The organism is Rhizobium sp. NPDC090275 (assembly GCF_044772225.1).
In the GTDB taxonomy this organism is placed as follows: Bacteria; Pseudomonadota; Alphaproteobacteria; order Rhizobiales; family Rhizobiaceae; genus Rhizobium.
The window spans coordinates 450,709-468,779 of the sequence record NZ_JBIVYL010000005.1 but is presented as its reverse complement, the minus strand read 5'-3'; the positions used below and the strand labels follow the sequence as shown (position 1 = coordinate 468,779).

General features: G+C 61.9%; 16 protein-coding genes and 1 tRNA gene. 8 read left to right on the top strand and 9 right to left on the bottom strand.

The genetic code is table 11. The annotated features are described in order from the left end of the window. Positions 1-310: 310 nt before the first annotated feature. The 5 genes from ACIQUB_RS16180 (at position 311) to fabI (ending at position 6,203) form a co-directional block, all read left to right on the top strand. Positions 311-387 (top strand) — tRNA-Met (locus ACIQUB_RS16180). A 534-nt stretch (positions 388-921) separates the two neighbouring features. Beyond that, entirely contained in the window at positions 922-3,162 is a 2,241-nt protein-coding gene (locus tag ACIQUB_RS16175; protein WP_402930566.1) for a DUF3141 domain-containing protein, read from the top strand. Positions 3,163-3,223: 61 nt separating this feature from the next. Continuing rightward, positions 3,224-4,189, top strand: coding sequence for a phosphate acetyltransferase (locus tag ACIQUB_RS16170; protein ID WP_113238648.1), 966 nt, complete (start codon positions 3,224-3,226; stop codon positions 4,187-4,189). 4 nt (positions 4,190-4,193) lie between these two features. Then, positions 4,194-5,405: an acetate/propionate family kinase gene (locus tag ACIQUB_RS16165; RefSeq protein WP_113238649.1), complete on the top strand. Its 1,212-nt coding sequence runs from the start codon at positions 4,194-4,196 to the stop codon at positions 5,403-5,405. 15 nt (positions 5,406-5,420) lie between these two features. Further along, positions 5,421-6,203 carry an enoyl-ACP reductase FabI gene (fabI, locus tag ACIQUB_RS16160; protein ID WP_113238650.1) on the top strand — a complete coding sequence of 261 codons (783 nt, stop codon included), beginning with the start codon at positions 5,421-5,423 and terminating at the stop codon, positions 6,201-6,203. A gap of 172 nt (positions 6,204-6,375) precedes the next feature. Here fabI and ACIQUB_RS16155 read toward each other — a convergent pair whose 3' ends face one another. The 6 genes from ACIQUB_RS16155 to ACIQUB_RS16130 form a co-directional block, all read right to left on the bottom strand. After that, positions 6,376-7,530: an alpha/beta hydrolase gene (locus tag ACIQUB_RS16155; RefSeq protein WP_402930576.1), complete on the bottom strand. Its 1,155-nt coding sequence runs from the start codon at positions 7,528-7,530 to the stop codon at positions 6,376-6,378. 241 nt (positions 7,531-7,771) lie between these two features. Then, positions 7,772-8,755: an ABC transporter ATP-binding protein gene (locus ACIQUB_RS16150; RefSeq protein ID WP_112437352.1), complete on the bottom strand. Its 984-nt coding sequence runs from the start codon at positions 8,753-8,755 to the stop codon at positions 7,772-7,774. After that, positions 8,748-9,755, bottom strand: a complete 1,008-nt coding sequence (locus ACIQUB_RS16145) for an ABC transporter ATP-binding protein (RefSeq protein WP_113238651.1) — start codon at positions 9,753-9,755, stop codon at positions 8,748-8,750. Before ACIQUB_RS16145 ends, ACIQUB_RS16150 begins: the two co-directional genes overlap by 8 nt. 13 nt (positions 9,756-9,768) lie before the next feature. Then, complete coding sequence (locus tag ACIQUB_RS16140) at positions 9,769-10,686, bottom strand: ABC transporter permease subunit (protein ID WP_113238652.1); 918 nt, start codon at positions 10,684-10,686, stop codon at positions 9,769-9,771. After that, positions 10,683-11,606, bottom strand: coding sequence for an ABC transporter permease subunit (locus ACIQUB_RS16135; protein WP_113238653.1), 924 nt, complete (start codon positions 11,604-11,606; stop codon positions 10,683-10,685). Before ACIQUB_RS16135 ends, ACIQUB_RS16140 begins: the two co-directional genes overlap by 4 nt. A gap of 272 nt (positions 11,607-11,878) precedes the next feature. Then, complete coding sequence (locus tag ACIQUB_RS16130) at positions 11,879-13,459, bottom strand: peptide ABC transporter substrate-binding protein (RefSeq protein WP_113238334.1); 1,581 nt, start codon at positions 13,457-13,459, stop codon at positions 11,879-11,881. A 487-nt stretch (positions 13,460-13,946) separates the two neighbouring features. Between ACIQUB_RS16130 and ACIQUB_RS16125 the strand changes: the two genes are divergently transcribed. Beyond that, positions 13,947-14,405 carry a GFA family protein gene (locus ACIQUB_RS16125; protein ID WP_113238335.1) on the top strand — a complete coding sequence of 153 codons (459 nt, stop codon included), beginning with the start codon at positions 13,947-13,949 and terminating at the stop codon, positions 14,403-14,405. Here ACIQUB_RS16125 and ACIQUB_RS16120 read toward each other — a convergent pair. Genes ACIQUB_RS16120 through lepA form a run of 3 tightly spaced genes read right to left on the bottom strand, consistent with a single transcriptional unit; the run spans position 14,402 to position 16,818 of the window. Then, on the bottom strand, positions 14,402-14,695 hold the full coding sequence (locus ACIQUB_RS16120; protein WP_113238336.1) for a CcdB family protein: 294 nt from the start codon (positions 14,693-14,695) through the stop codon (positions 14,402-14,404). The genes ACIQUB_RS16125 and ACIQUB_RS16120 overlap by 4 nt on opposite strands. Beyond that, the gene (locus ACIQUB_RS16115) at positions 14,695-14,925 is read right to left on the bottom strand and encodes a type II toxin-antitoxin system CcdA family antitoxin (protein WP_112434173.1); all 231 of its coding nucleotides are present in this window, start codon (positions 14,923-14,925) and stop codon (positions 14,695-14,697) included. The genes ACIQUB_RS16120 and ACIQUB_RS16115 overlap by 1 nt, the downstream gene beginning before the upstream one ends. A 57-nt stretch (positions 14,926-14,982) precedes the next feature. Next, positions 14,983-16,818, bottom strand: coding sequence for a translation elongation factor 4 (lepA, locus tag ACIQUB_RS16110; protein ID WP_026283110.1), 1,836 nt, complete (start codon positions 16,816-16,818; stop codon positions 14,983-14,985). A gap of 139 nt (positions 16,819-16,957) precedes the next feature. Here lepA and ACIQUB_RS16105 point away from each other — a divergent pair, with 139 nt between their 5' ends. After that, positions 16,958-17,527 carry a helix-turn-helix domain-containing protein gene (locus ACIQUB_RS16105; protein WP_111563030.1) on the top strand — a complete coding sequence of 190 codons (570 nt, stop codon included), beginning with the start codon at positions 16,958-16,960 and terminating at the stop codon, positions 17,525-17,527. A gap of 18 nt (positions 17,528-17,545) precedes the next feature. Next, positions 17,546-18,064 (top strand): GNAT family N-acetyltransferase, encoded by a 519-nt coding sequence (locus ACIQUB_RS16100; RefSeq protein WP_113238337.1) that lies wholly within the window; start codon positions 17,546-17,548, stop codon positions 18,062-18,064. Positions 18,065-18,071: the final 7 nt, after the last annotated feature.

Below are 18,071 nucleotides of genomic sequence, written 5' to 3'. Positions count from 1 at the left end.
GGCCGTGAAACGCCCCTGCGCCTATGGTACTTCGTCTTAAGACGCGGGAGAGTCGGTCGCTGCCAGGTCTGCTAAACGCAACATAAAATCTTCTCATCATGAAACTTCGGCCCAGCCGAAAACATCGGGCCGCGCAAGCGGCCTTTTGCTTTTGCTGGTTCGAACATACAGAATGAAACTTCGACGCACCTCAGCTATAATGGTGCGTCCCTTACAGGAACAAAACCCAATAGGGTTTTGCTCCGGCAGTAAGAGCAAACCGCTTCGCGGTTTACTCAAGCGCGATAAATCCCGAAGGGATTTACGCTGGCGCGGGGTGGAGCAGCCCGGTAGCTCGTCAGGCTCATAACCTGAAGGCCGCAGGTTCAAATCCTGCCCCCGCAACCAACATTCTTTCCAGAACCTCGACGTTATCGCTGGCGGGAAGACTTCATCTTCCCTGGCGATGGTAGCTCGTCGTCCTCAGGACCATAACCTGAAGGCCGCAGGGTCTAAGCCTGACAACGCAACCAAATCTTATCTCCCAAAACAAACACGACAGACTTACCGACCCGCCTTAGGGCGCCGATTGTCGCGGATTTGCAGCAGGATGCTGTGAAGGGCGGTCTGCTCGCGTCCTTGCGCGATTTGTGAGCCGGCTCACAGGGTTGCGCTGTTGTGCGATTAACGCGGCATTCAGTGTCAGGCGCCGACCTTGACCCGGATTTCTGTCAGATTCCCTCACGCCCTACGAAAACGCTCGTATGCTACCGTATGATACGTTGGTTGAAGGCGCCATTCTGCCTATGCTGCATCTGCGAGATAAATGAGTGCTCTGCAAGATCAGGGCGCGTTCATAGAGCGGATGCAGAACGAAGATAATCTCAGAGCTGCATTAGGTCTTTGAATGATCGCCAAAAGCGATGAACCAGGAGATTCGGCATGCGGTATTCTTCCCATCTCCCCACACCAGGTTTCGCCACTCAATTTGGTCCAGCCGCGCTTGCGTTCGACTATGCGTTGGATGCGGCGCAACGCAGCATTCTCTTCTGGGATGTCATGCGACAGCGCGGCAACCAATATCGCGCGCATGCCCGATCAAACGCGCCGCATGTGCTCAACTTCACGCCCGAGGTCGTGCTGGATGGGCGTACGCTGGAGCGCCCCGTCAACTACGCGCTCGTCCGCATCGTCCCGCCTGAGGGCATGACGGTCGACGACGCGCGCCGCCCCTTCGTCGTGGTCGACCCGCGCGCCGGACATGGGCCGGGGATCGGAGGGTTCAAGGCGGATAGCGAGATCGGCGTTGCCTTGAAAGGCGGACATCCGTGCTATTTCATCGGGTTCCTCCCGGAGCCGGTCGCAGGCCAGACGATCGCGGATATTGCACTGGCTGAAGCCGTCTTCCTGGAAAGAGTCATCGCGCTGCATCCGCAGGCCGATGCCAAGCCCTGCGTCATCGGCAACTGCCAGGCGGGCTGGGCCGTCATGATGCTGGCCGCGATCCGCCCCGAACTCTTCGGCTCGATCATCATTGCCGGCGCGCCGCTGTCTTATTGGGCGGGCGAGCGTGGCAAATATCCGATGCGCTATACGGGAGGTCTGCTTGGCGGCACGTGGCTGACGGCGCTGACCAGCGATCTTGGTCATGGACTGTTCGATGGCGCCTGGCTCGTGCAGAATTTCGAGAACCAGAACCCGGCCAATACGCTCTGGACCAAGCAGTACAATCTCTATTCGAAGATCGACACCGAGGCGTCGCGCTATCTCGGATTTGAGCAGTGGTGGGGCGGTCACGTCAGCCTCAACGCCGAAGAAATCCAGTTCATCGTGGACGAACTCTTCGTCGGCAACAATCTTGCCGCCGGTCGTATCGAGACATCGAATGGGGAGGCGGTCGACCTTCGCAACATTCGCGCGCCGATCGTCGTCTTCTGCTCGAAGGGTGACAATGTCACCCCGCCGGCGCAAGCGCTCGGCTGGATTCTCGATCTCTACGACGATGTGAACGAGATACGCTCGCACGGGCAGACGATCGTCTACACGGTGCATGAGACGATCGGCCATCTCGGGATCTTCGTGTCCGCAAGTGTCGCGCGCAAGGAGCACGGCGAATTCTCCAGCAACATCGACCTGATCGACGCTTTGCCGCCGGGGCTTTACGAGGCGGTCTTTCAGTCGAAGAACGATGAAACCGTCGGCGGAGACCTCGTCGAAGGCGATTGGATCATGCGCTGCGAGGCGCGAACGCTGGATGATGTCCGAGCGCTCGGATGCAATGGTCCGGCTGATGATCGGCGTTTCGCCACTGTCGCAAAGGTCTCCGACATCAACCTGTCGCTCTACCGCGCTTTTTTGCAACCGGTCGTGCGCGCCATGGTGCCGGACTGGGTAAGTCGCGGCCTTCGCGAGGTGCATCCGCTGCGGCTGCAATATGAGGTATTCTCGGACGTCAATCCGCTGATGGCGCCCATTGCCGATCTCGCCGCCGACGTGGCCGAAGAACGCCGCCCCGTCGCTTCGGGCAATCCCTTCCTGGCTATCGAGCAGGCCGTTTCGCGGCAGATCGTCGAGAGCCTGGACGCGTGGCGGCAGGGGATGGAGATGCTGAGCGAGGCGACGTTCCTCTCCGTCTATGGCTCGCCGTTCCTGCAGGCCGCGGTCGGTATCGACAGCTCGGACATCAGGCCGCAGCGGCGGGCAAGCAAGACCGCGCTGCATGCGCGTGTCCTGAAGGGCAGGATAGACGAACTCAAGGCACAAATGGACCGAGGCGGGCTTCGCGAGGGTTTGGCGCGCAGCCTTCTGTATGTGGCCATGGCGAATGGTGCTGCCGACGAGCGTGGCTTTGCAGCGATCCGCAGGATGCGTCGCGCCGAGGACGGGATGCCGGTCATGACGCTTGCGGAGTTCAAGGGTTTGATCCGCGACCAGTTCCTCATGCTTGTCATCGACGAGGAGGCGGCCGTTAACGCCATTGCCCGGCTGTTGCCGTCGGAAGAGGGGCTGCGCCGCCACGGCTTGTCTTCACTGCGGGAGGTTCTGAACGCGCGTGGCGCGCTGATCGGCGAGGCCGAACAGCGTTGGCAGAGAATTGTCGGCATCTTCGACCTTTCCGAAGAGCCTGTCGCCGCCCCTCCAGCCAAAACGGCGTCGGTGAAGGCCATCCGCCGCGTGACCTAACCGACGGGATCATTGAAGAACCCAAGCTTTGAACGCGTCTTCCAGCATGGAGCATGTGCAAATGTCGAACTTGGAAAACGTTGGCGATGCCGGCCGGCACGAGAAATATGAGCGGCTCATCGCGAAGGCCAAGCAGGTTCCCGCGATGACCACGGTCGTCGCCCACCCTTGCGATGAGACATCGCTGCGCGGGGCCATCGAAGCCGCCCAGGTCGGCCTGATACACCCGCTCCTTGTCGGTCCCGCTGAGAAAATACGCGGCGTCGCGAGATCGCACGATCTCGACATCTCGGCGTTCGAACTGGTCGATGCCCCGCATAGCGATGCGGCAGCTGCCAAGGCCGTTGAGATCATCAGGGAAGGCGGTGGTGATCTTCTGATGAAGGGAAGCCTGCATACGGATGAACTCTTGCGGGCCGTGACGTCATCGGCGACGGGGCTCAGAACCGCACGTCGGATCAGCCATGTTTTCGTCATGGATGTTCCCGGCCATTCGGAAACGCTCTTCATCACCGACGCCGCCATCAACATCGCGCCGGATCTCGATGCCAAGCGCGATATCATCCAGAACGCGATCGATCTTTTCACCCAGATCGGCCTTGGCACGCCGCGCGTTGCGATCCTGTCGGCTGTTGAGACGGTCACCTCGAAGATCCCCTCAACGATCGAGGCGGCTGCGCTCTGCAAGATGGCGGAACGCGGACAGATCACCGGTGGCGTTCTGGACGGGCCGCTTGCCTTTGACAACGCGATCGATCCGGAGGCGGCGAGGATAAAGGGCATCCGCTCTCCGGTCGCCGGCCACGCCGATATCCTCGTCGTTCCCAATCTCGAAGCCGGCAACATGCTGGCGAAGAACCTGACTTTCATGGCGCGGGCGGATGCAGCTGGCCTCGTTCTTGGTGCGCGCGTACCGATCATCCTGACGTCGCGGGCGGATTCCGTGCGCACGCGTCTTGCCTCCTGCGCCGTCGGCGTCCTGCTCGCGGAAGCGCGCCGTCGGGCGGCGCCGATACAGGGCGGTTGAGGCGATGGACACGATTCTCGTGGTCAACGCCGGTTCGTCCAGCCTGAAATTCGAAGTCTTCTCCGTTTCGGGTTCGCTCACGCGACAGGTCAAGGGAAAGATGGAAGGGATCGGCACCGCGCCGCATCTGTCCATAAGGAACGCTGAGGGAGACGCGCTGGCGAACGAAGACTATCCGCGCGAGGACGTCCCGGATCTGCCTGCGGCGATGCGCCTTGTGGGTCAGTGGCTGCGGGAACGGCTTGAGGGCCGTATGATCGCGGTCGGCCACCGCGTCGTCCATGGCGGGCCGAACCATGCTGGGCCGGCGAAGGTCGATGAAAGCCTGCTGCGGGAGCTGGAGTGGTACACGCCCCTTGCGCCGCTGCATCAGCCAAACAATCTCGCACCCATGCGGGTTCTGCTGGAGCGCCAGCCCGACTTGGCGCAGGTGGCCTGCTTCGATACCGCCTTCCATCGCGGTCATGATCCGGTGGCCGATCACTATGCGATACCGACGCGTTATTTCGAGGAGGGAGTCAGGCGTTACGGCTTTCACGGTCTGTCCTACGAATATGTAGCGGGACGGCTGGCGGAGGTTGCGCCCGATGTTGCGGGCGGACGCGTCATCGTCGCCCATCTCGGCAGTGGCGCGTCGATGTGCGCGCTTCGCGAAGGCCGAAGCGTGGAGAGCACACTGGGGTTCACGGCGCTTGATGGCCTGCCGATGGGCACGCGATGCGGGCAGATCGACCCCGGCGTGCTGCTTTATCTGCTCGATCAGCATGGAATGTCGGCAAGGCAGCTGCAGGATATGCTGTACAAGGAGTCCGGCCTCAAGGGCCTCTCCGGCATCAGCAACGATGTGCGCGACCTGCTTGATAGCGAGGAGGCTGGTGCCGCCCTGGCACTCGACCATTTCGTTCATCGCATCGGGCTCAATGCCGGTGCGCTTGCCGCCGCGTTGAGCGGGCTGGACGCCTTTGTGTTCACAGCCGGTGTCGGTGAAAACTCGTCGGTCATGCGCGAACGGATCGCCAGGAAGCTCGACTGGCTCGGCGTATCGCTCGACACGGAACGCAACAAGGCCGGCGAATTGCTAATATCGAGGGACGACAGCAAGGTGAAGGTCTTCGTCGTCCCGACCGACGAGGAGCTGATGATCGCACGGCACACGCTGGCGCTTATTACCGATGACGGGACCACGTCTGCCGGCGCGCACCAGCTAATTGGATAGAAGAAAGGGCTGCATATGATCCCGACGGTGAAGGCTAAGCTTCTTGAAGGAAAGCGTGGACTAGTGGTTGGCATCGCTAATGATCAGTCGATCGCTTGGGGTTGCGCGCGGGCATTCCGCGCTCTGGGCGCCGAACTAGCAGTGACCTATCTCAACGACAAGGCCAAGCCCCATGTCGAGCCGCTCGCGCATGCATTGGAAGCGCCGATCGTCATGCCGCTCGACGTCTCGGTGCCCGGCCAGCTGGAAGCCGTGTTCGAGCGCATCACCGAGCTTTGGGGCGAGCTCGATTTCGTGGTGCACTCCATCGCTTTCTCGCCGAAGGACACCTTGCAGGGACGCGTGGTCGATGTGCCGCACGACGGATTTCTGAAGACCATGGACGTCTCCTGCTGGTCTTTCATCAGGATGGCGCACCTCGCCGAACCGCTCATGAAGCGGGGCGGAACGCTGTTCACCATGACCTACTATGGTAGCCAGATGGTGGTGAAGAACTACAACATCATGGGCGTTGCCAAGGCAGCACTGGAAAGCGCCGTCCGCTATATCGCCGCCGAACTTGGGCCCAAGGGCATTCGCGTGCACGCGATTTCGCCCGGCCCACTGGCAACGCGCGCAGCCTCCGGCATTCCTGAATTTGACGAGCTTCTCAACAAGGCACAGGAAACGGCGCCGACACGCAGTCTCGTCTCGATCGACGATGTCGGCATGGCAACCGCATTCCTGGCGCATGACGCGGCGCGTCTCATCACCGGGGATACGATCTATATCGACGGCGGATACCACATCATGGATTAGCTTTCCCGTGCAGGCGCAGACGTGGAGCTGGCGCCTGCACGTCGCTCACGGCATCCTTGGGACAACCACGGGCCTTCCACATTCCATCAGGTGCTATTCGAGGCAGACAGTTCGGCCTTGGCGAACCTCACAAGCGCGCAAAGAAAGGCGCCTTCGCCGCTCACCTTACGGCCTATTGCGTCAGCTGCTGTTCCTTGAGATCTCCCTGCAGCGTCTGATCGGCCGTAGCCGGCTTCTTCTTCTGCTGGTGCATCATCGGCGCCTCGATGATCGTCGCCGGCACGGCCACCGCGGTGGCCGCCACCGTCCCGATATTGGTGACAGTCCCGCCGACGACAGCGGTGATACCCTGTCCGAGCGTCACATTGCTGTCGGTGAGCGGCTGACCGGTCATCAGGCGCTGGCCGATCAATTGCACGATCTCGGGGCTCTCGGCGAACTTGCCGTGGTTCAGGCGGTCGTTGCTGTTGACCTTGGTGAGGTCGATCGCGGTGATGCCCGCCTCTTCCAGCTTGGTGCGATAGGGCTCGACCGTGGGGTCGATCGCGCCCAAGCGCGAAACGCGACCGGTGATGAAGCTGGAGAAGGCAAGCGCCCGGTCGTCCTGCGACACGAAGATCGTGAATTTCGGCCGCGGCGTGCCCATCTCGGCATATTGCTTGGCGAAGACCTGGATGTCGATGTCTGGCGAGGCCAGGATGACGTCGCGGATCTTGCTGTTCAGGTGCCCGTCGCGAATGCCCATCTGACGCAGTGACTCCATTGTCAGCCACGTGCCCATGGAGTGCGCGAGAATGGTGATGTCCTTGACATTGGGATCGTTGACCAGCGTCCGCAGCGCCTGCTCAAGCGCCGTGCGCGAATAGTTGGTGCTTTCCTTGTCGTATTCGTAAGCCGTGATCTGCGCGCGCGACGGCCATGTGAAGAGGATTGGCGTGGCGTCCATGCCGCTGTCGTTGACGATCTGCGCCAGGCGGAAGACCGAATCCTCATACTTGTTGTTGAAGCCGTGGATGAAGACCAGCGCGTGGCCGTTGTGCATGTGCTGGCTGAGCCAGGCGCGGCCTTCCTTCACCGTGCCGATCTGCTGGACGCCAGTGACGGCGAAGTCTGTCGCCGGGTTCGGCGGCAGGCGCTTCGGCCACTGCACGGTGCCGGACTTGCGGTTCGGCGGGATGGAGACTTCGACGGCGGTGAGCGACGGTTTGGGGCTGCGCTCGCCGTTAAACAGCGTCGCCGGATCGCCCGAGGGCTCGCGTGTGGTGGCGACCAGCATGTCGACGCGGGTCGTTTTCGGGGTCGCCGCCGTCAGCGCCACGGGCGTCATCACGCCGCTTGGGTGGCCACAACTGGTCAGCAGCAGCATGACAACGAGAAACCGTACGCGCATGAAACCCCTCCGGTCTGATGGAGGCACCATAGAGCAACTCGCGCCGGAGGGAAGCCCGGAAGACTACGCAATGGCCGCAGTATGGTCACTGAGTAGGCGATGATATGCGCCCTGTTGCAGGACTCACACGCTTTGCGGGAGGCGGGCGGCCACGATAACGGTCGTGGCCGCCGCTGTATCAGCGCTCGATGTGGTAGCAGGCAGCCGTCTGGCCGGGCCTGACCTCTTCGCTCAGTGGCATCTCGGTTCGACAGATGTCGGTCGCCTTCCAGCAGCGTGGGGAGAAGACGCAACCCTTTGGCGGGTTCAGCGGCGATGGCGGGTCACCCTGCAGGCGGATCCGCTGGCGTCCGCGCGCCAGTTTCGGATCCGGGATCGGGGCTGCCGAAAACAGCGCCTGCGTATAGGGATGTGCCGGCTTGTCGAACACCGTCGCGCAATCACCGGCCTCGACCACCTTGCCGAGATAGAGCACCAGCACGTCGTCGGAAATCAACCGCACGACCGAGAGATCGTGGCTGATGAAGATCAGCGTCAGGCCGAACTCCTTGCGCAGCTTGCGCAGAAGCGTGATCACCTGGCCCTGGATCGACACGTCGAGGGCCGAGACAGGCTCGTCGCAGATGATCAGCTTCGGCCGCGTGATGACGGCCCGGGCAATGCCGATGCGCTGCGCCTGGCCGCCCGAGAACTCGTGCGGATAGCGGTTGATCATTTCAGGCACGAGGCCGACGGCGGCCATGATCTCCTGCACCCGCTCGGCGCGCTGAGCGCGGTTGAGCTTCGGTTCGAACACCGTCAGCGGCTCGGCGATGATGTCTCCAACCGTCATGCGCGGGTCGAGCGAGGCGATCGGATCCTGGAAGATGATCTGCATGTCGCGGCGTGCGGCCCGCATCTCTTCGTCCGAGAGGTCGAGCAGGTTGCGGCCCTGCCAGAGGATACGGCCCTTTTGCGCCTTCAGGAGCCTGAGGATCGAGCGCCCGAGGGTCGACTTGCCGCAGCCTGATTCCCCGACGATACCGAGCGTGCGGCCCTCGCTGAGATCGAAGCTGACATTGTTGACGGCGGTCAGCGTCAGCGGCGGCTTGAAGAAGCCCTTGGAGGGTACGTCGAACTGGGTCGTCAGGTTCTCGACCCTGAGAAGTGATCGTTCAGCCATTGGTCAGAACCTCCTCGAGGCGTGGAAAGGCATGGAAGCAGGCCGCGAGATGGCGCGGTGCCTGCACGTCGAGGCGTGGCGCGGCGTCGATGCAGTCGTTCTGCACGAGCGGACAGCGCGGCGAGAAGCTGCATCCCTTCGGCAGATGCTGCAGGTTCGGCGGCCGGCCGGGAATGACGGCGAGCTGGTCGACGTCCTGGTCCGGGCGCGGGATCGAGGCGTGGAGTGCCGCCGTATAAGGGTGCGCCGGGTTCTCGAACAGCTCGTCCACCGGTGCTTCCTCGACGATGCGCCCGGCATACATGACCGCCACCCGGTCGGCGAGACCGGCGACGACGCCGAGATCGTGTGTGATCATGACCAGCGCCGTATTCATCTCGGCCGTCAGATCGTTGAAGAGGTCGAGGATCTGCGCCTGGATCGTCACGTCGAGCGCGGTGGTCGGTTCGTCGGCGATCAGGAGCTTCGGCTTCGTCAGCAGCGCCATGGCAATGACAACGCGCTGGCGCATGCCGCCGGATAGCTCGTGCGGATAGAGGTTGAAGCGCCGGGATGGGTCGGGGATCCCCACGCGCTTCAGCATGTCCAGTGCTTCGGCCGAGGCCGCGCGTGCGGTAAAGCCGCGATGCACCTCGAGCTGCTCCGTCAGCTGTCGAGAGATCTTGAGTGAAGGATTGAGCGCGGTCATGGGGTCCTGAAACACCATGGCCATGTCCTTGCCACGCACATGGTCGAGCTCGCGCGGCTTCAGCGCCAGCACGTCGCGCCCTTCGAGAAGCGCCTGTCCGCTGGTCCGGCCGTTTTTCGCCAGCAATCCCATGATGCCGAGAAAGGTCTGGCTCTTGCCCGAGCCACTCTCGCCGACGATCGCGATGCGTTCGCCGCGCTTCACGGTGAGGTTCATGTTGGAAACCGCCTTCACCTCGCCCTCGGGCGTGCGAAAGCTGATCGAATAGTCCTTCAATTCGAGAAGGGTGTCGTTCTTGATGTCTTTTTGCATGTCAGCGATCCCTTCAGCGGTCCCTTGGGTCGAATGCATCGCGCAGGCCGTCGCCGATGAACAGCAGGCTGAGCAGCAGGGCGACGAGGAAGCCGGCCGGGAAGACGAGCAGCCAGGGCATGCTCTCCATGGCATCGGTGCCCTCGGAGATCAGCGTACCCAATGAGGTCAATGGTTCCTGCACGCCGAAGCCGAGATAGGAAAGGAAGCTCTCCGTCGCGATGATTTCGGGCACGGTCAGCGCCGCGAAGATGACGACAGGACCGACGAGATTGGGAATGATGTGCCGGGTAATGATCTTCAGCGGCTTCTGGCCGGAGGCACGCGCCGCTTCGATGAACTCGCGCTGCTTGAGCGACAGCGTCTGCCCTCGCACGATACGCGCCATGGTCAGCCACTCGAGCGCGCCGATCGCCGCGAACAGCAGATAGACGTTGCGGCCGAAGATCACCATCAGCAGGATGACGAAGAGGATGTAGGGGAAGGCGTACATGATATCGACGAAGCGCATCATGACGGCATCCACACGTCCGCCCATATAGCCGGAGATGGCGCCGTAGAGCACGCCGATGACGACGGAGACAAGCGTCGCCGTCAGCGCCACGGCCAGCGATACGCGGGTGCCGTAAAGCACGCGGGCAAGCAGGTCGCGGCCATTCGGGTCGGTCCCGAAGTAATGGCCGTCGGCAAACGAAGGCGGTGAGCGGAAGGCGGCCCAATCCGGATCTTCGTAGCCGAAGGGAATGAGGTAGGGACCGATAAAGGCGACAAGCACGAGCAGGACGAGAACGATGATCGAGGCCACGGCCGCCTTGTTGCGACCGAGGCGGCGCAGCGCGTCACGGGTGAGCGAACGGCTGACAGGGCTGAGACCCTCGGCCTCCAGCAGTTCGGCGGCGAGCAGCTCTCTCTTTGCGGGATTGAGGATCATCGGTTTCTCACTTTCGGATCGAGCCAGGCATAGGCGATATCGACGAGAAGGTTCAGGAACACGATCAGCACCATGTAGAAGATGACCGTGCCGAGAACCATGCCGTAGTCGCGGTTCAATGCGGCGTTGACGAAGTAGCGGCCGATACCGGGCAGGCCGAAGACACTTTCGACGACCAGCGAGCCGGTCAAGAGATAGCTGGCCGCCGGGCCGAGATAGGAAACGACGGGCATCATCGCCGGCCTGAGCGCGTGGCGCATGACGGTCAGCCGCGGGCCGATGCCCTTGGCCTTGGCGGTGCGGATGAAGTTCTGGCCCATCACCTCGATCATCGACCCGCGGGTGATGCGTGAGATGCGCCCGGCATGCGGCAGCGCCAGCACCACCACGGGCAGCACCAGGAACTTCAGCGATCCATTGCCCCAGCCGCCGACCGGCAGCCACTGCAGGTGAATGCCGAAGACCAGCTGCAGGATCGGTGCGATCAGGAAGTTCGGCAGCACGACGCCCACCAGGATCAGCGCGCCCAGAATGTAATCCGGCGCCTTGTTCTGGTAGAGCGCCCCAAGACAGCCGACGGCGACGCCGATCACGATCGCCAGCAGAAAGGCCGCCGTGCCGATGATGAAGGTGTAGGGCAGGCCGATCATGATCTGCTGCGCGACGGTGAAGTCCTCGGACGCGAACGAGGGACCGAGATCGCCCTTCAAGAGATCGCCGACGTAGTAGAGATATTGCTGGATCAGCGGCTTATCGAGATTGTAGTGGGCCGCCAGATTCTGGAGGATCACGGGTGGCAACGGCCTTTCGCCATCGAACGGCCCGCCAGGGGCCAATCTCAGAACGAAGAAGCAGGCTGTCACGGCGATCCACATAACGGGGATCGTCGACAGCAATCGACGGAATGCATAATTGATCATGGTGGTGACGGTCTTTCCTGCGCCGGGTCTTTCGCATCATCGTGACCAATCGAAACTGGTTCGGGCGGATGCGAAGGCAATAGTGTGGGAAAAGACCCCCTCTGGCCTGCCGGCCATCTCCCCCACAAGGGGGGAGAAAACCTGCCGCGCCCGCCTGCCCCAATGGGGCTCGGCGGTTTGGCTGGGTTAAGCCCTCCCCCTTGTGGGGAGGGTTGGGAGGGGTCTTGACCTGTTGCAATCGCCCCCGGGCAGGGTGAAGACAATGCCTCTCTTTATTCCTTTATGGACAGCCAGCGGGTGCGGTGGATGTCCTGGATGTTGTCGACGAAGCCTTCGATCTTCGGCGAGACCACGTTCTTGGAAACGTAGTAGTAGATCGGCAACGCGGCGCTGTCGTCGAGTGCGATCTGCTCGGCTTTCTTGAACATCTCCGCCCGCTTCGTCAGATCGGTTTCGGCATTGCCGTCCTTGATCAGCTTGTCGTAGTCGGCATTCGACCAGCGGCCATAGTTCATCTGCACGCCGGTGACGAGCAGATTCAGGAAGTTGTCCGGATCGTTGTAGTCGGCGAGCCAGCCGGCGCGGCCAACCTGCACGTCACCGCGCTGCAGCTGGTCGTAGTGCACCTTGGTTTCGGCGTTGATGAGTTCGACATTGACGCCGAGCGGCTTCCACATGGCGGCGATCGCAACGGCGATGCGCTTGTGGTTGTCGTTGGTGTTGTACTTGAGCTGCAGGGTGAGCGGCTTGTCGGGTCCGAATCCGGCTTCCGTCAAGAGCTTCTTGGCCTCTTCGACCTTCTGCTTGTAGGGCTCATCCTTCCAGGAGATGTAGGCCGGCTCGCCGTAATTGGCGGTGCCCGGCGGTACCCAGGAGTAAGCCGGCAGCTCGCCGGTGCCGAGGATCTGCGGTCCGATGACCTCGCGGTTGATCGCCATGGAGAGCGCCTGGCGCACGCGCTTGTCAGCGGTCGGCCCCTTCTGCGAGTTGATGACGTAGTAGTAGAGGCCGGAGAACGGGGCGACATGCGCCTGGCCCGGCAGGTTCTTCTTCATCCACTCGTACTGGTCGGTCGGGAAGTCGGTGAGGATGTCGAATTCGCCGGCGCGGTAGCGCTTCAGCGCGGCTTCCTGGTCTTCGAGCACGAAGAACTTGGCGCCGTCGATCTTGACGTTCGCGGCATCCCAATACTTGTCGTTCTTCTTGGTCGTGACGTGCGAGCCTGGAATCCATTCCGTCGGCGTATACGGACCATTGGTGACGATGTTGCCGATCTTTACCCAGTCGGCGCCCTTGGCCTCCACGACGTGCTTGGGCAGCGGATAGGCCGTGTAGTGCATCAGCGCGTTGAGGAAGTAGGGGGTCGGGTTTTCAAGCGTGATCTCGAGCGTCTTGTCGTCGATCGCCTTGACGCCCAGCTGGCTGAAATCGGTGATCTCGCCCTTGTTGATCTTCTCGGCGTTCTTGATGGTGAACTGCAGATAGGCGTAGTCGGCGGCGTTCTTCGGGTCCATCAGGCGCTGGAAGGCGAACACGAAGTCGCCTGCGGTCACCGGGTGGCCATCGGACCACTGGATGCCGTCGCGCAGCTTGAAGGTATAGACCTTGCGGTCGTCGGAGATCGTCCAGCTCGCGGCCTGGCCGGCGACAGGATTGTCATGCGCATCCTCGGTCACCAGACCTTCGAAGATGTCGCCAGCAATGCGGTTCTCCCAGTCGCCGGAGAGCTTCTGCGGATCGAGCGATTGCGGGTCGCCGCCATTGTGGATGTTGATCGTCGCCGCGTGGGCGGAGAATGCCAGCAGCGAGCCAAGCACTGCGGAGGCAAGAATTTTCTTTGTGGGGAAGTTCATGTGGGGGCCCACCTTTCTAGGCTTTTTAGCGCCTTTTATTCGTCGTTGTTCCCTTGGTGACCTGTTACGTGCAAGTCAACGCGCAACCTATCGTAAAGGTCGGCCGTTGCAACCCCCAAAACGAAAGCGGCGAATAGTGGGGAAAACCGGGTGAAAAGACTGCCTATTAGCCGGTTAAAAGTCGATATGTCGCGCCAGGCATAGCGTCTGCGCTAGGGATTACCCGCATGTCGGCCGGAGCCTAAATAAGGATATAGACAATCAGTGATTGAAAATGCATTCGCGCCGGTCAACACACCCGTGGGTACGGATATGTCGCGGCCGCGACAGATTATTTCGCATTTTCAATGAGGCAGGATGGGCAATCCGAGTGCAACTATCTCGTCCCGCAGGTTGAGAGTTCACCATCAGCCGCATTTATTCGACCGATCCCCTTCATCTCAGCCCGCCGGGCGCTATCATCTCAATCGGAATCAGGGAGATAGAGATGAGCCAGTTGAATTTGCCGAGCGAGGGTGGCTGCCGCTGCGGTCGCGTGCGATTGAAGATCAGCGCCAAGCCGCTTCTGGCCATGGCCTGCCACTGCACCGGCTGCCAGACCATGTCCTCGAGCGCCTATTCGCTGAGCGCGGCGATCCCCTCCGACGGTTTCGAGATCACCAGCGGTGAACCCGTCATCGGCGGCCTCCACGGCGCCATGTCGCACCACTATTTCTGCCCGCACTGCATGACCTGGATGTTCACGAAGACGGAAGGCATGGAGTGGTTCGTCAACCTGCGCCCGACCATGCTCGACGACGCCAGCTGGTTCACGCCCTTCATCGAAACATGGACCCGCGAGAAGCTTGCTTTCGCTGAAACCGGCGCTGAGCACAGCTACGAGGCCCTGCCGGAGATGCAGGATTACGAAAAGCTGACGAAGGATTATATGGCGAGGAACACCTAGAAACCTTGGAAGAGAAAGTCGAGGGCGGCGGTGATGTCGTCGCTTCGGGACGAGAGATCGGCCACTTCCGCGCCGATCTCCGATAGCGGAATGGACGCCATGCGCTCGGTGGACATCAGATAGTTCCTGCCGTTGACCACGAAGACCGGGTTTAGCCTAGACATGACGTTTACAACCTGGCTGGCAACGACGAGCGGAATCATGACACGCGTGTTGAGCCGATAGAGCAGGTGCGACTGCACATCGAGAGCATAGTCGCCGCCCACTTCGTAGACGTGAAAGCGTGCCATTAGAATGTGCGGTACTTCGCGAAGGGCAGCCCATGTTTCTCGACATAGGCGTTCGCTTCATCGATCGCCTCGGCGTTCTCGATCAGCCACAGCCGTTCGCGCTCGCTCTTGATGGCCCGCCTGAGGCCGTCTTCCGCGGCCTTGGAAACATTGAGGTTCAGTTCGCGCGCCTGCGAGACGAGCTCGCTGTCGAGCGACAGGTTGGCGGCCTTGCGACGGGTCTGAGGCATGATCGGTCTCCTGATATGCGCATATGATATGCGCATATCAGGCAGAAGCAAAGAGCCTCAGTCGTCCTTCATCTTCAGCGCGGCAATGAAGGCTTCCTGCGGAATATCGACCTTGCCGAACTGCCGCATGCGCTTCTTGCCTTCCTTCTGCTTGTCGAGCAGCTTGCGCTTGCGTGATGCGTCGCCGCCGTAGCACTTGGCGGTCACGTCCTTGCGCATCGCCGAGATCGTCTCGCGGGCGATCACGTTGCCGCCGATCGCAGCCTGGATCGGGATCTTGAACATGTGTCTGGGGATCAGGTCCTTCAGCTTTTCGCACATGTCGCGGCCGCGCTTTTCAGCAGCCGTGCGGTGCACCAGCATGGAGAGCGCGTCGACCGGCTCGCCATTGACCATGATCGACATCTTCACGAGGTTACCCTCGCGGTAATCGGCCAGGTGATAGTCGAACGAGGCATAGCCCTTGGAGATCGACTTCAGGCGGTCGTAGAAATCGAACACCACTTCGTTGAGCGGCAGCTCGTAGGTGAGCATGGCGCGCTTGCCGACATAGGTGAGTTCCGTCTGGATGCCGCGACGGTCCTGACAGAGCTTCAGGATACCGCCGAGATAATCGTCCGGCGTCAGGATGGTGGCCTTGATCCAGGGTTCGCGGATCTCGGAGATCTTGACGACATCGGGCATGTCGGCCGGGTTGTGCAGCTCGCGCTCCGAACCGTCGGTCATGGTCAGCTGATAGACGACCGAAGGGGCGGTGGCGATGAGGTCGAGATCGAACTCACGCTCCAGGCGCTCCTGGATGATTTCGAGATGCAGCAGGCCGAGGAAGCCGCAGCGGAAGCCGAAGCCGAGAGCGGCCGAGCTTTCCATTTCGAACGAGAAGGACGCATCGTTAAGGCGCAGCTTGCCCATGGCAGCGCGCAAATCTTCGAAGTCGGCCGCATCGACGGGGAAGAGACCGCAGAACACGACGGGTTGAGCCGGCTTGAAGCCCGGCAGCGCCGTCGCCGTCGGCTTCTTGTCCTCGGTGATGGTATCGCCGACGCGGGTGTCCGCCACTTCCTTGATCGAGCCGGTGAAGAAGCCGATCTCGCCCGGGCCGAGTGAATCAACCGCCAGCATCTTCGGCGTCAGCACGCCGACGCGCTCGACCTGATACTTGGCGTCCGTGCCCATCATACGGATCGTCATGCCCTTGGAGAGCACGCCGTCGAGAATGCGCACCAGAACCATGACGCCGAGATAGGTGTCGTACCAGCTGTCGACGAGCAGCGCCTTCAGCGGGCCCTTCTCGCCGGCTTCGCTCTTCGGCGCCGGCAGCTGGTGCACGATCGCCTCAAGCACGTCGGGAATGCCGAGGCCGGTCTTCGCCGAAATCAGCACGGCCTGGGAAGCGTCGATGCCGATCACTTCCTCGATCTGTTCCTTGATTCGGTCGGGCTCGGCCGCCGGCAGGTCGATCTTGTTGAGAACCGTGACCAGCTCGTGGTTGTTGTCGATCGCCTGGTAGACGTTGGCGAGCGTCTGCGCCTCGACGCCCTGGGAGGCGTCGACGACGAGCAGCGAGCCCTCGCAGGCCGACAGCGAACGCGAGACTTCATAGGCGAAGTCGACGTGGCCGGGCGTGTCGATCAGGTTCAGGATATAGGTTTCGCCGTCATTGGCCTTGTAGTGCAGGCGAACGGTCTGTGCCTTGATGGTGATGCCGCGCTCGCGCTCGATATCCATCGAATCCAGCACCTGCTCCGACATGTCGCGCTCGGCAAGGCCGCCGGTCGACTGAATCAGGCGGTCGGCCAGCGTCGACTTGCCGTGGTCGATATGGGCCACGATCGAGAAGTTGCGGATATGGTCGAGGGGCGTGCGGGTCGAATTGGTGCTCATGCGCCGCATATAGCAGCGCATCCCCTTGCCGCAAAGCGGAAAAGCAGGGTTTCGTTTACGATAAGTCGCGCTGTCGCGCGGCGAAAATAGCGCTTGATTCCACGATTGAACCATGCATTTCTATTATAGTAGAAATATGGATCGGATAATGGAACAGGAACTCGAAACCGCGATCGGCGTCAGGATTCGAAGGCTGAGAACCGATAGAAACCTGAAGCTCGACGATCTTGCCACCGCCTCCGGCGTCAGCCGGGCGATGATCTCGCGCATCGAGCGCGGTGAGGCGAGCCCGACCGCAGCACTGCTCGCCCGCGTTTGCGCCGCGCTCGGCCTGTCGCTGTCTGCCTTCTTTGCGGAGGAGGGAGAAGCCGCGCCGCTGCTGCGCCGGCAGGACCAGCAGGTCTGGCGCGATCCGGAAACCGGCTACATCAGGCGCGCCGTCTCGCCGCCGGGCACCAGTTCCGATGTCGATATCGTCGATGTCGAATTCCCGGCCGGCGCCCGTGTCAGCTTCCCGCCGCATGCGGCCGCCAGCGGCATGACCCAGCATATCTGGCTGTTCGATGGCGAGATGGAGATGACGACCGGCGACAACACCGTGCATCGCCTGCTCCCCGGCGATTGCCTGTTCATGCCCGTGGCCGAAGGCCATGTCTTCCATAATCCCGGTCCGGCGCCGGCCCGCTATTGCGTCGTGCTCGACCGCCGCCGCCATTAATTGATTTCAGGAGACCCCATGACCACCATCCGCCTGCTCGACGCGACAGAGGCGCGCGCCGCGATACCCGATCTTTGCGATGTCCTCGTCGATTGTGTCGAAGGCGGCGCGTCCGTCGGCTTCATGCAACCCTACACGCCTGAAGATGCCGAACCCTACTGGCGGGCCGTCGTCGAGAGCGTCGCCTCCGGCGCCACCCTGCTTTTCGTCGCGGAGATTGAGGGCAGGGTGCTCGGCACCGTGCAGATCGGCGCCGCCCAGATGCCGAACCAGCCGCATCGTGCCGACCTGAAGAAGCTCCTCGTCCACCGCGCCGCCCGCGGCAAGGGCCTGGCGCGCCTCCTGATGCGCGCTGCCGAAGAGGAAGCCGCGCGTCGCGGCAAGACCATTCTCGTGCTGGATACCGCGACCGGCAGCGATGCCGAGGCGATCTATCCGCGATTGGGTTGGGAGCGCGTCGGCGTCATCCCGGATTACGCCCTCTGGCCGGAAGGCGGCTTCTGCGCCTCGACCTTCTTCTACAAGCGCATTGCCTGATCTCAGG